Raw genomic sequence first — 12,911 nt, forward strand, 5'->3', positions numbered from 1 at the left:
TTTTTATTTTTAATGGTGGGTCTTATGATTATCTTCAAGTTCTTCAATTTGATGTTGGATGACTTCAATAGCAGGGTCGTCGGGACACTCATCAACAAAAAATTGTAAATCATCTCGTGCCATTTTAGGGCAGCCTAGCTGATTTAGTAAATAGCCTCTGTCGCGTCGCTCATAGGGATCATCTCCTAGCATTTCCATTAATAAATCAACGCAAGTTAACGCATGACCAAATTTGTTCTCACTAATAAAAGACCATTTTTGTTGCGCTAAAAATAATTTATATACTTCGTCTTCAAAAATAAGTTCAAGAGGCTCTTGCTCTTGTGCATTATCTTCGTTGGTATTTTCAGGAATGATATACCAGCTTTGTTGACCACTACTTGGCTCAACAATGTACCCTTCATCATCGCTCATTGCGACGTGAATGCCCACTTCGCCTTGAGTTATGCTTACACTAGCATCTAGTTTTGCATGCTGTAAAAAATGACATAATAAAATAGCTAAAGTCGTGGGTGTACCACTGCGCATAGACAAGGTGTAGCTAATACTGTTTAGCTTGTACTCAGGTACTTTAAGGCTTGACGCACTAAATAACCACTGACTGTAAAAGCAATCAAGTAATTGTTCTAAACGATCATGCGGATCGCGTGTTTGCGAACAAATAGTCTCTATTTGTTGCTCAAACGCAGTCAATATTTCAAGACTTGGTGTTAAGTCTATTTGAGGGTCCCATTTAGCTTCTGCTTTAATACAACGATATATTGCCGGTGGCAAAAAGTCATCGTAGGCATCTTCTATATAAGATTCATCGTGTTCATCAAACCCGAGGGTGGTCATTCATACTACAACATTCTAGAAAACGAACACGTAGTTTACCTAATTTTAAGGTTAGATACCAATAATCAGAAATGAAATAAAGAGGCAAGCTTTACACCTGTAGTGTAAAGCTTAAGCAAGTATTGTTAATTACAACAATAGCGGGGCTTTAGCGGTTGCTAAAAAGCCAATAGCTAAGATAACCGCAGTGTTAAACACTAAAAACATAACTTTAGGTAATGTTGTGGTTTGCTTCGCACTAATAATCCCAACGGCGATATAAATAACCACCAGTACAATTTTTTCTAATAGCCAAAGTTGCTCTAGCGGATTTATTTTAGCCATGGCCATTAAAGTAATAGCTGAAATAATTAGTAAGGTGTCTATGCTGTGGCTACCAATGAAAACCACTTTATTTTTAGTAAGGCTGCCACTGCCCATGCGAGAAAAAGAACGTACATAAAATAAAATAATACTCACTAGCGCAATCGCCATGTGCGTGTGTTTTAATGCTAAATAATCCATGTTTATTTTTACTTCTGTTTAGTTATGTGTTTTATCAGGAAAGCGTAAAATTACCGCTTCAAGTTCTTCAAGTTTATCATTGAATACATCAACAAGTTTAGGATCAAAATGCGTACCTTTGTTTGCATTGATCTCAGCAACGGCTTCTTCAAGTGTCCACGCACCTTTATAACACCGTTTATGACGCAGTGCATCATACACATCGGCCAATGCCACTATGCGAGCAAAAATATCGATACTCTCGCCTTTTAAGCCGCAAGGGTAACCAGACCCATCCCATTTTTCGTGATGTTGCTGTGCAATTAACGCCCCCGCACTGACTATTTTACGCGGTGAATCTTTTAAAATGGCGTAGCCTTTGCCTGCATGGGTTTTCATAACTTCCCACTCATCACTGTTTAATTTACCGGGTTTATTTAAAATAGCATCCGGAATACCTATTTTACCCACATCATGTAAAGGCGATGCAAAACGAATTAAATTCGCTTGCTCTTCAGATAATCCATATCCTATTGCTAACTCATAACAAATATAAGCAACCCGCTTTACGTGATTACCCGTCTCGCATGAGCGTTGTTCAACCGCTTCACTTAAACGATAAACAAGTTCTTGTTGGGTAGCTTCAACTTCAGTATGTAATTGTACATTTTCAAATGCCAACTGCACATTTTGAGAAAAAATTTCGATTAGATTTCGTTGCGTATCTGTCAGTTTCGATGGCACCCCGGATACAAATAACATCGAATTATGATTAAACTTACTACTACAATAGGCAAACAAATAGTCATCTTTGTACACAATTGCTTTGTTGGCTAAGGCTTCTTGACACGCTAAAAGCTGCTCTTGTGCTAATACTGATTCAAGCTCTTCCCCTTCGCGCTTAGCAAAATCACCGGTGCCAGAGCAAACAATCAGTTTCTTGTTTAATTCCTCTGACGGATTTTGCGCAACTAAGGTAGTGGCGTACATGGCTTCGTCGGCCACGTTAAGTAAAGACGTTAGCTGCTGCATCACTCCTTCAATAAAATTATCCATTGAATGAGTTGCAAAAATATTGCGAGAAGCAGTGATTATTTTTTCTAGGCCTTCACGTGACTGCTCAATAGAAATAATATCGCGATACGAACGAAGGCTAGCCATCATCACGGTGAATAGTTTTTGTGCGGTGAGTTCTGTTTTAGATTTATAGTCATTTATGTCGTAATTGACAATGACTTGACGCTCCGGCGCTTGACCTGGTTGCCCTGTACGTAAAATGATACGAATGTAATTATTTTTAACGGTATCGCGTATGTACTTCGCGACTTGCAAACCAGCGTCGTCTGTTTCCATTACAACATCGAGTAGGATGATGGCTGCATCTGGGTGCTCATCAATTAACTTTTTTGCCTCTGCGCCTGAATATGCGCTTATAAATTCCAACCGTTTATCTTGGAACTTAAAGTCACTTAAAGCTAAACGTGTAACAGCGTGAACCTCAGGCTCATCATCAACTATTAAAACTTTCCATGTCCCTTGCTCTTCACATGCTACTTCAGGTGGTTGTTCATTTGAAAATAAAAAATCTTCCATCACATAGAATTCCTTAAACCATATGCAAACAACGGAGCTATTAAAAATAATTTAAGGCCATTGTCCGAACGTTACGCGGTCATTATTACCAAGATCTTTCACTGTGCTTACATTTATAAACGCCATTTTATTTAAAATGTGACGTACAGCTGCACTTTGCTCAAATCCGTGTTCAATTAAAAGATAGCCATTAGAATGTAAATAGTCACGTGATTGTGTAATTATTTGTTTAATATCAGCTAATCCTGCATCATCCGCAACTAATGCAGACAAAGGTTCAAAGCGCACATCGCCTTGATGCAAGTGTACATCGTCATGTTCTATATAGGGTGGATTGGTTACAATTAGATCAAATTTTTTGTTTTTTAACGCACTGAACCAGTTACTCTGCTCAACAGTCACATTATTAATAGCTAATCGCTCTTGGTTGCGCTTTGCCAACGCTACCGCATCATCAATACGATCAACAGCAATAATATCCCATGAGGGCATTTCGCTCCCAAGTGCCAGTGCTATAGCCCCTGTGCCCGTGCCTAAATCAAGTACTTTCGCGTTTTTAGGCACTTTGCACTCAAGCGCAAGCTCAACTAAGGTTTCTGTATCAGGTCGAGGGATTAGCGTTGTTGGGTTCACTTCAAACTGCAAACTCCAAAATTCACGACAGCCGGTAATATGCGAAACAGGTTCGCCTTGTAAGCGACGTTCACAGGCACATTGAAATGCCTGATACTGCTCATCTGTGAGCTGTTTTTCAGGCCAAGTAAATAAATAACTTCGTGGCTTTTGTAAAATATTGAGCAGTAAAACTTGTGCATCTAACTTTGCGCTATCACTACTTGATGCTAATAAATTAGCACCTGTAGCAATAGCGTTTTCAACAGAAGGGGTCACGATTAATCGTCGCCCATTGCTGCAAGTAAATCGGCTTGATGCTCTTGCATTAGTGGCTCAACAACGGCGCCTAAATCACCTGCTACCACTTCATTAAGACGATAAAGCGTTAAGTTAATACGGTGATCGGTAATACGACCTTGTGGATAGTTGTATGTACGAATACGCTCAGAACGATCGCCGCTACCAACTAAGTTACGACGTTCTGATGCTTCAGCAGCATGACGCTTTTCATCTTCAGCTTGCTGAAGGCGCGCAGCCAATACCGACATCGCTTTAGCACGGTTTTTATGCTGAGAGCGCTCATCTTGACACTCAACCACTACACCCGTAGGTAAATGGGTAATACGAATGGCAGAGTCGGTTTTATTTACGTGCTGACCACCCGCGCCCGACGCTCTAAAAGTATCAACTTTAATATCGGCAGTATTGATTTCGATGGCTTCTGCTTCTGGTACTTCAGCCATAACAGCTACAGTACATGCTGAGGTATGTACACGGCCTTGAGACTCAGTTTCAGGGACACGTTGTACACGGTGAACGCCTGATTCAAATTTTAATTGTCCGTAAACGCCTTCACCGCTGATGTTAGCAATTACTTCTTTGTAACCACCGTGCTCACCTTCGTTGGTGGTAACAACTTCTACTTTCCATTTTTTTGTTTCTGCGTAACGGCTGTACATTCTGAATAAGTCGCCAGCAAAAATAGCCGCTTCATCGCCCCCAGTTCCAGCACGAACCTCTAAAAACACGTTATTATTATCTTTTGGATCTTTAGGCAACATTAAAACTTGAATGTCGTCTTCTAAAATCGAAATCTGTGCTTTTGCTTCTTTATATTCTTCTTGTGCCATTTCGCGCATTTCAGGGTCTGAATCTTTAAGCATTTCTTCAGAACTGCTCAAGTCTTCTTGTGCTTGCTGGTAAGCTAAAAATGTTTTTACCACCTCTTCAAGCTCAGAGTATTCTTTTGAAAGAGCACGAAAGCGGTTTTGATCACTAATGACCGATGGGTCACTTAATAGCGCTTGTACTTCTTCATAGCGCTCAACTAAGGTTTCTAATTTACGATAAACGGACTCTTTCATTTAACTGTTATTCCTGATCTATACCTAACATTTTTTTTAATTGATTTAGCTGAGCCACTTCACCTTTTTTCGCTGCATCTTGGATGGCACGGGTAGGCGCGTGCATTAAACGATTGGTTAACTTATTGGCTAGCTCTAAAATTACTTTTTCTGCATTTTTACCTGTATTAAGTTGGCTTAGGGCCCTATCTACAAGTTCTGCTTTTGTAGTTTGTACATCATTACGGTAGTGGCGAATTAAATCCACTGAATCAAGTGAACGCAGCCACATAAAAAACTCTTTGGTGCGCTCACTAATAATAATTTGTGCTTGTTCTGCAGCTTGCTCACGTGCAGCCATGTTTTCGCTAACAATGGCTTGTAAGTCATCAACAGAATATAAATAAGCGTCGTCAAGCTCTCCGACTTGGCTTTCAATATCGCGTGGAACAGCAATATCTATAAATAGCATAGGCTTATAACGACGTTGTTTCAGTGCTTGTTCCACCACCCCTTTACCAATAATAGGTAAAGTACTGGCAGTGGAGCTAATAACAATATCGGCTTGGTGTAATCGTTCTGGTAATTGTGCCAAGGCAATAACATCTGCTGACACTTCATCCGCTAAGCCGCGAGCACGTTCTATTGTTCTATTAGCTACCGTTATTTTTTGTGGCTCATTTTGGTATAAATGTTTTGCTACCAGCTCAATGGTTTCACCAGCACCAATTAATAGCACCTTGGTTTTGTCTAATTTGCCATAAATATGCTTTGCAAGATTAACCGCAGCAAACGCAACCGAGACTGCACTCGCACCAATGTTAGTTTCGGTGCGTACTTCTTTTGCCACTGAAAAGGTTTTTTGAAACAAACGATCAAAAGTTACACCCACCGCATCGTGGGTTTTAGCACTGTTATACGCTTGCTTTATTTGCCCTAAAATCTGTGGTTCACCTAGTACCAGCGAATCAAGCCCGCAGGCTACACGCATTAAATGGTTTATTGCTGCGCTGTCTTCATAACAGTAGATGTTTTTACTCAGTTCATGTTCATCTAAACCATGGAAACTGGCTAACCATTGCAACAATGTTTGGGAATTTTGTTGCGCAAGGCTACAATACACTTCAGTGCGATTGCAGGTAGATACAATAACCGCTTCATTAAAGTCGGCATGACCACTTAATTGCTGAAGCGCCTCTGAAATTTGCTCAGGCGAAAAGGCCACTTTTTCTCGTAAATCTACGGATGCGGTTTTGTGATTAATACCAAGTGCTATTATGGTCATATCTGCCAAATATTGCTGAGCCCTACTTCATAGGCGGCAATTTTATCAAAAATCTCAGGAATATGGAAAGTAAGGAACAACATTTGATTCGACAATATTTTATTTTAACCCTGTTATTTATTTTTTTAACGGGCTGCGCCAATAAAAACAACTACAATACAAAAACTTACGAAGACTGGAAGTTACGTCTTAGTACACAAAAAACTTGGCAGGTGGAAGGTAAATTAGCGTTTATTAGCCCTGATGAGCGCCAATCTGCTAACTTAAATTGGCAACAAACACAAAATAGTAATCATTTAGTGTTAACCACATTTATTGGCACCCGAATTTTATCGCTCAAACAAACCGCAGTGGGGGCTGAATTAATATTTGATGAACAACAGTTTTTTGATACTAATGCGAGTAAACTTTTACAACGCTTAACGGGGTTTACTTTACCGGTAAATAACGCCGGTCAGTGGTTAAAAGCCACTATTGACGATCAAACCCTAGAAGTCGATCAATTAGGCCGTGCTAAAAGCGTGTTATGGTTTGATGACGCTGGCAAAAAATGGCAAATAAACTACACCAGCTACATACAAAAACACGGTTTTTGGTTACCTAACGCGCTAACCTTAACCCATCAAAAGATTAAAATTAAAATCAAACTCTACGATTGGCAGTTTAACTAATTATGAATACTCCCTTTGAACTTTCGCTGATTGCGCCGGCGAAGCTAAATTTATTTTTACATATTAATGGTCGCCGTGATGATGGCTATCATGAATTAGAAACCCTGTTTACATTTTTAAACTATGGCGACGAGCTCCATTTTACGCTTACTAATGATAAAAATATTAGTATTAGCGGCGACACTCATGGCATTGCACTAACTGACAACTTAATTTATAAAGCAGCTTTATTATTGCAAACTCAGTGTAAAGTGAATGTAGGTGCAAAAATAAATTTAACTAAACGTTTGCCTATGGGCGGAGGTGTTGGTGGTGGTTCATCCGATGCCGCAACAACACTTCTAGCGCTGAATACACTGTGGAATACCGCTCTTACACTAGATGAACTTGCAGATTTAGGCTTGAAGCTCGGTGCAGACGTACCTGTATTCATTAAAGGTAAAAGTGCCATAGCACATGGCATTGGCGAGCAATTAGAGTATGTTAAATTGCCACAAAAATGGTACTGCGTAGTTTTTCCAAACCAGCATGTCAGTACTGCACAAATATTTACTCACCCCGATTTAAAACGTGACACGCCTAAACTTTCAGGTGACTGGCAACAACAGGTTTTAACTAACGATTGTGAGCCTTTAGTGAAAAAGCTGTGTCCCGAGGTTGAAAAAACCCTGCAGTGGTTGCTAAAATACGCCCCATCAAAGATGACCGGAACAGGTTCATGTTGTTTTGTTGAATTTGCTAGTCAAGTTCAAGCACAAGATGTACTTGCTAACCTCCCCCATACTTGGCAGGGATTTATCGCATCAAGCGTTAATACTTCTCCTGCTCACACGGAGTTAGCCGCCATCATTGATAAATGAAGTAACGTACAAGTAATCATAAGTTAACCTACTTTGTTCATTCAATGTAAGTTAGTCCAAAAATTCAGTGCCTGAGGAACCCTACCGTGCCTGACATGAAGCTCTTCGCTGGTAACGCAACACCTGACCTAGCTCAAAAAGTTGCAAAACGTTTATATATTGAATTAGGCGATGCTGTTGTTGGCCGTTTTAGTGACGGTGAGATCAGTGTTCAAATTAATGAAAATGTTCGTGGCTCGGATGTTTTTATCTTACAATCAACCTGTGCCCCTACTAACGATAACCTAATGGAACTTATCGTTATGGTTGATGCGCTACGCCGTGCATCTGCCGGTCGTATCACTGCTGTTATTCCCTATTTTGGTTATGCTCGTCAAGATCGTCGTGTACGCTCTGCGCGTGTGCCAATTACAGCTAAAGTGGTTGCGGATTTCTTATCAAGTGTAGGTGTTGACCGCGTTCTTACGGTTGATTTACATGCTGAGCAAATCCAAGGCTTCTTCGATGTACCAGTAGATAACGTATTTGGCAGCCCGGTATTATTAGAAGATATGAAAAACCGCGACTTTGATGACGTGGTTGTTGTATCACCTGATATTGGTGGTGTTGTACGTGCCCGTGCAATTGCAAAACTATTAAACGATACCGACCTAGCTATTATTGATAAACGTCGCCCTCAAGCTAACGTTTCTCAAGTAATGCATATTATTGGTGACGTTGAAGGTCGTGATTGTATTATTGTTGATGACATGATTGATACCGGTGGTACATTGTGTAAAGCAGCTGAAGCCCTTAAAGAGCATGGTGCTAAACGTGTATTTGCTTACGCTACTCACCCTATTCTTTCTGGTACAGCTGCAGAAAACTTACGTAACTCTGTGATTGATGAAGTGATTGTAACTGACTCAATTCCACTGTCTGACGAACTTAAAGCGCTTGATATTGTTAAAGTATTAACACTTGCAGATATGTTAGCAGAGACTATTCGTCGCATTAGCAACGAAGAATCTATCTCGGCAATGTTTGAACACTAAAGTTAAACATTAATGAGTATAAAAGCGCCTTTTGGCGCTTTTTTTGTAGGTGATGTTTATTTTATAAACCCGCAGTGGTATGATAGCGCGCCTTTTGGCTAGGGACCTTGGTCGCAAAGGCCCTAACACTTTTAATTATTGGAGACATCATGTCTAACACAACTTATACTTATGACGCTGAACTTCGCGTAGAAACTGGTACTGGTGCGAGCCGCCGCCTACGTCGCGAAGACAAAGTGCCGGCAATCCTTTATGGAGCTGATAAAGAAGCTTTATCGCTTACTTTTGAACATAAAGATATGATCAAAGCACAAGAAGACGAAGGCTTTTACACTCACATCCTTACATTAAATGTAGGTGGCGAGAAAGTTGAAGCTATCTTAAAAGATATCCAACGTCACCCTTTCAAGCCTAAGCTTACTCACCTTGATTTCCAACGTGTAGACGCAACTCACAAACTAGTAACTAAGGTTCCTTTACACTTCATCGGTGAAGATAAAGTAACTAAGTTAGGTGCAACTGTTGTTCACCAGTTAACTGAAGTTGAGATTTCTTGTCTTCCTAAGTCACTTCCAGAATTCATCGAAGTAGACGTATCTGATCTTGTAGCTGGTGATTCAATCCACCTTACAGATCTTGCGTTCCCTAAAGGTGTTCAATCTGTTGAGCTTGGTAAAGGCGAAGGCCACGATCAGTCTATCGTTACTATCAAAGCTAACAAAGCAGCTCCAACTGAAGACGACGCTTCAGACGCTGCAGAATAATATTTAAGGTCTCGCACCTTGAATTCTATTCAAATGCTTGTGGGCCTGGCTAATCCAGGCCCCGAATACGCAAATACACGCCACAACGCAGGTGCTTGGTTCATTCAAGAACTCGCTGCACGCTACAACTGCACGCTAAAACACGACCCTAAATATCACGGCCTTACTGGCAAAGTGATTATTCAAGGCAAAGAATTCAAATTACTGATCCCCACCACTTACATGAACTTAAGTGGCAAAGCGGTGAGTAGTTTAGCCAATTTTTTTAAAATCCCAGTGGAAGACATACTTGTCGCCCATGATGAATTGGATTTAGACCCAGGCGTTGCCAAATTAAAAAAAGGCGGCGGACATGGCGGTCATAATGGCTTAAAAGACATTATTGCAAAAATGGCAAATCAAAAAGACTTTATGCGCTTACGCATAGGTGTTGGTCATCCAGGACATCGTGAAATGGTCACCGGTTGGGTGCTTGGAAAAGCAGCCAAGGAAGATCAGGAAAAAATGGATGCCGCAGTTGATGAAGCAGTTCGTTGTATGGAAATACTTGCTAAAGACGGTGTGTTAAAAGCACAAAACAGACTACATTCGTTTAAACCCTAATTTTTAGGGGTATACGTACACACGTTTTAAACGAATCTAAACAAGGTATCTTACTATGGGTTTTAAATGTGGCATCGTTGGCTTGCCTAATGTTGGTAAATCAACACTTTTCAATGCATTGACTAAAGCGGGTATTGAAGCCGCTAACTTTCCTTTTTGTACCATTGAACCTAATACAGGTGTGGTACCGGTGCCAGATCCTCGCCTAGACGAACTTGCTAAAATTGTTAACCCACAACGTATTCTTACAACAAGTATGGAATTTGTGGATATTGCAGGTTTAGTTAAAGGTGCATCGAAAGGTGAAGGCCTAGGCAATCAGTTTTTAGCAAATATTCGTGAAACAGATGCGATTGGCCATGTAGTTCGCTGTTTTGAAGATGAAAACGTTATTCACGTAGCGGGTACTATTGACCCTGCGGACGACATTGACGTGATCAACACTGAGCTTGTACTTGCTGATATGGACAGTGCTGATAAAGCAATTTTCCGTAATGCAAAAAAAGCAAAAGGCGGTGATAAAGACGCAAAAGAGCAAAATGCAGTACTTGAAAAAGTAAAAGTGCATCTTGATGAAGGCTTAACTTTACGTTCTTTAGCACTAACAAAAGAAGAAAAAGCAGCAATTGCACCTATTAACTTCTTAACCATCAAACCAACTATGTATATTGCCAATGTAGCAGAAGATGGATTTGAAAATAACCCACTACTTGATCGTGTGCGTGAAATAGCTGCCGCTGAAGATGCGGTTGTTGTACCTGTGTGTGCTGCCATCGAGTCTGAGCTTTCTGAGCTTGAAGATGAAGACAAGTTAGAGTTTATGGCTGACCTTGGTCTTGAAGAGCCAGGGCTTAACCTTGTTATTCGTGGCGGTTATGAATTACTGCATTTACAAACCTACTTTACTGCGGGTGTAAAAGAAGTTCGTGCATGGACTATCCCTGTGGGTGCAACAGCGCCACAAGCTGCAGGTAAAATCCATACCGACTTTGAACGTGGCTTTATCCGTGCACAAACAATTGCTTTTGATGACTTTATTGCATGTAAAGGCGAAAGCGGTGCAAAAGAAGCAGGTAAAATGCGTCAAGAAGGTAAAGAATACATTGTTAAAGATGGCGATGTAATGAACTTCTTGTTCAACGTATAATTAATCACTGCGCCACCTTGAGTGGCTAATTGTTTTAAAAGGCTCGTTTTACGGGCCTTTTTTATTTTCAGCCGAATATTAGTCTACCCTAGTAATAAGCTTTCAAACGTAAAGCAAAGCTAAAATTATAATACTCAGCTCATAAAGAGTGTTAAAAAAGCAACGTTTTAATTAAAAAGTAGCCGGTTAGCCTATTTTTCCTGCAAACAAACCAACTTAAGTGTTTTTTTGCAAAAAAGGTGTTGACGAATTTGGGGCATATCAGCATAATACGCCCCGCACTCAGCGATGAAGTGCTAACAAAAAAGATGGCTAAGTAGCTCAGCTGGTTAGAGCACATCACTCATAATGATGGGGTCACAGGTTCAAATCCCGTCTTAGCCACCATTTATTTTTTGTTGCTCAATGAAGAGTTTAAAATAACTACCATTTCTTTGATTAATTCAAAGTAATAATGCGGGAGTGGCGGAATTGGTAGACGCGCTGGATTTAGGTTCCAGTATCTTAGGATGTGAGAGTTCAAGTCTCTCCTTCCGCACCATATTCTTGATAAGAATTAAAACTATCAATTGTTTATTGTTGGGATATCGCCAAGCGGTAAGGCACCAGGTTTTGATCCTGGCATTCCCAGGTTCAAATCCTGGTATCCCAGCCAACAATGGCTAAGTAGCTCAGCTGGTTAGAGCACATCACTCATAATGATGGGGTCACAGGTTCAAATCCCGTCTTAGCCACCATTTATTTTCTAGAAGTGGCTCTGCAAGAGTTAAATTGCAACTCAATGAAGAGTTTAAAATAACTACCATTTCTTTGATTAATTCAAAGTGATAATGCAGGAGTGGCGGAATTGGCAGTTGTCTTGAATAAGACGCTGGATTTAGGTTCCAAAACATGAATACCTGTATACTCGATGCGGGAGTGGCGGAATTGGTAGACGCGCTGGATTTAGGTTCCAGTATCTTAGGATGTGAGAGTTCAAGTCTCTCCTTCCGCACCATATTCTTTGATAAGAATTAAAATTATCAGCAATTTCTTAGTTGGGATATCGCCAAGCGGTAAGGCACCAGGTTTTGATCCTGGCATTCCCAGGTTCAAATCCTGGTATCCCAGCCAACTTCTTCTATCAAAGAACGTTGTATAAGAAAGCTCTGTTAAGAGTATAAATATAAGCCAGTATGCGGGAGTGGCGGAATTGGTAGACGCGCTGGATTTAGGTTCCAGTATCTTAGGATGTGAGAGTTCAAGTCTCTCCTTCCGCACCACATTCTTGATAAGAATTAAAATTATCAGCAATTTCTTAGTTGGGATATCGCCAAGCGGTAAGGCACCAGGTTTTGATCCTGGCATTCCCAGGTTCAAATCCTGGTATCCCAGCCAACTTCTTCTACCAAAGAACGTTGCATAAGAAAACTCTGTTAAGAGTATAAATATAAGCCTTTATGCGGGAGTGGCGGAATTGGTAGACGCGCTGGATTTAGGTTCCAGTATCTTAGGATGTGAGAGTTCAAGTCTCTCCTTCCGCACCATGTTCTTAACTAGAACTAAAACTCATCCAAATTTAGAGTTGGGATATCGCCAAGCGGTAAGGCACCAGGTTTTGATCCTGGCATTCCCAGGTTCAAATCCTGGTATCCCAGCCAATTTGCACACATCTTTAATTACACTTCACGATTTAT

At 40.6% G+C, this 12,911-nt stretch carries 12 protein-coding genes and 10 tRNA genes; 16 read left to right on the top strand and 6 right to left on the bottom strand.

Annotation, left to right across the window (positions count from 1 at the left end; genetic code table 11):
- Positions 1 to 9 precede the first annotated feature (9 nt).
- From AC0L7Q_RS10145 to hemA, 6 genes are all read right to left on the bottom strand, one after another.
- Positions 10 to 837: a tetratricopeptide repeat protein gene (locus AC0L7Q_RS10145; RefSeq protein WP_413402541.1), complete on the bottom strand. Its 828-nt coding sequence runs from the start codon at positions 835 to 837 to the stop codon at positions 10 to 12.
- Positions 838 to 966: 129 nt separating this feature from the next.
- Entirely contained in the window at positions 967 to 1,341 is a 375-nt protein-coding gene (locus tag AC0L7Q_RS10150) for a SirB2 family protein (protein ID WP_413402543.1), read from the bottom strand.
- An 18-nt stretch (positions 1,342 to 1,359) separates the two neighbouring features.
- On the bottom strand, positions 1,360 to 2,913 hold the full coding sequence (locus AC0L7Q_RS10155; protein WP_409423451.1) for a DUF3369 domain-containing protein: 1,554 nt from the start codon (positions 2,911 to 2,913) through the stop codon (positions 1,360 to 1,362).
- A 51-nt stretch (positions 2,914 to 2,964) separates the two neighbouring features.
- Positions 2,965 to 3,804: a peptide chain release factor N(5)-glutamine methyltransferase gene (gene prmC / locus AC0L7Q_RS10160; RefSeq protein ID WP_413402545.1), complete on the bottom strand. Its 840-nt coding sequence runs from the start codon at positions 3,802 to 3,804 to the stop codon at positions 2,965 to 2,967.
- Between the two features lie 2 nt (positions 3,805 to 3,806).
- Positions 3,807 to 4,892: a peptide chain release factor 1 gene (gene prfA, locus AC0L7Q_RS10165; protein WP_413402547.1), complete on the bottom strand. Its 1,086-nt coding sequence runs from the start codon at positions 4,890 to 4,892 to the stop codon at positions 3,807 to 3,809.
- Between the two features lie 7 nt (positions 4,893 to 4,899).
- Positions 4,900 to 6,156, bottom strand: a complete 1,257-nt coding sequence (gene hemA / locus AC0L7Q_RS10170) for a glutamyl-tRNA reductase (protein ID WP_175610046.1) — start codon at positions 6,154 to 6,156, stop codon at positions 4,900 to 4,902.
- 83 nt (positions 6,157 to 6,239) lie between these two features.
- Here hemA and lolB point away from each other — a divergent pair, with 83 nt between their 5' ends.
- The 16 genes from lolB to AC0L7Q_RS10250 all read left to right on the top strand — a co-directional run bounded on the left by lolB (position 6,240) and on the right by AC0L7Q_RS10250 (position 12,875).
- The gene (gene lolB, locus AC0L7Q_RS10175; protein ID WP_413402550.1) at positions 6,240 to 6,827 is read left to right on the top strand and encodes a lipoprotein insertase outer membrane protein LolB; all 588 of its coding nucleotides are present in this window, start codon (positions 6,240 to 6,242) and stop codon (positions 6,825 to 6,827) included.
- 2 nt (positions 6,828 to 6,829) lie between these two features.
- A complete protein-coding gene (gene ispE, locus AC0L7Q_RS10180) occupies positions 6,830 to 7,687 on the top strand; it encodes a 4-(cytidine 5'-diphospho)-2-C-methyl-D-erythritol kinase (RefSeq protein ID WP_413402552.1) in 858 nt (285 codons plus the stop codon).
- An 86-nt stretch (positions 7,688 to 7,773) separates the two neighbouring features.
- Positions 7,774 to 8,721: a ribose-phosphate pyrophosphokinase gene (locus tag AC0L7Q_RS10185; protein WP_008115168.1), complete on the top strand. Its 948-nt coding sequence runs from the start codon at positions 7,774 to 7,776 to the stop codon at positions 8,719 to 8,721.
- Positions 8,722 to 8,870: 149 nt separating this feature from the next.
- Entirely contained in the window at positions 8,871 to 9,485 is a 615-nt protein-coding gene (locus AC0L7Q_RS10190; RefSeq protein ID WP_010388341.1) for a 50S ribosomal protein L25/general stress protein Ctc, read from the top strand.
- A gap of 18 nt (positions 9,486 to 9,503) precedes the next feature.
- Complete coding sequence (pth, locus tag AC0L7Q_RS10195) at positions 9,504 to 10,088, top strand: aminoacyl-tRNA hydrolase (protein ID WP_008115166.1); 585 nt, start codon at positions 9,504 to 9,506, stop codon at positions 10,086 to 10,088.
- Between the two features lie 55 nt (positions 10,089 to 10,143).
- The gene (gene ychF, locus AC0L7Q_RS10200; protein WP_008115165.1) at positions 10,144 to 11,235 is read left to right on the top strand and encodes a redox-regulated ATPase YchF; all 1,092 of its coding nucleotides are present in this window, start codon (positions 10,144 to 10,146) and stop codon (positions 11,233 to 11,235) included.
- Positions 11,236 to 11,545: 310 nt separating this feature from the next.
- Positions 11,546 to 11,622, top strand: a tRNA-Met gene (locus AC0L7Q_RS10205).
- 69 nt (positions 11,623 to 11,691) lie between these two features.
- A tRNA-Leu gene (locus AC0L7Q_RS10210) sits at positions 11,692 to 11,776 on the top strand.
- A gap of 39 nt (positions 11,777 to 11,815) precedes the next feature.
- Positions 11,816 to 11,890 (top strand) — tRNA-Gln (locus AC0L7Q_RS10215).
- A 5-nt stretch (positions 11,891 to 11,895) separates the two neighbouring features.
- Positions 11,896 to 11,972, top strand: a tRNA-Met gene (locus tag AC0L7Q_RS10220).
- Positions 11,973 to 12,147: 175 nt separating this feature from the next.
- Positions 12,148 to 12,232 (top strand) — tRNA-Leu (locus AC0L7Q_RS10225).
- A 41-nt stretch (positions 12,233 to 12,273) separates the two neighbouring features.
- Positions 12,274 to 12,348 (top strand) — tRNA-Gln (locus tag AC0L7Q_RS10230).
- Positions 12,349 to 12,412: 64 nt separating this feature from the next.
- A tRNA-Leu gene (locus AC0L7Q_RS10235) sits at positions 12,413 to 12,497 on the top strand.
- A 40-nt stretch (positions 12,498 to 12,537) separates the two neighbouring features.
- Positions 12,538 to 12,612, top strand: a tRNA-Gln gene (locus AC0L7Q_RS10240).
- Positions 12,613 to 12,676: 64 nt separating this feature from the next.
- A tRNA-Leu gene (locus AC0L7Q_RS10245) sits at positions 12,677 to 12,761 on the top strand.
- A 39-nt stretch (positions 12,762 to 12,800) separates the two neighbouring features.
- A tRNA-Gln gene (locus AC0L7Q_RS10250) sits at positions 12,801 to 12,875 on the top strand.
- Positions 12,876 to 12,911: the final 36 nt, after the last annotated feature.

It is taken from the genome of Pseudoalteromonas sp. KJ63-1, from assembly GCF_055808145.1.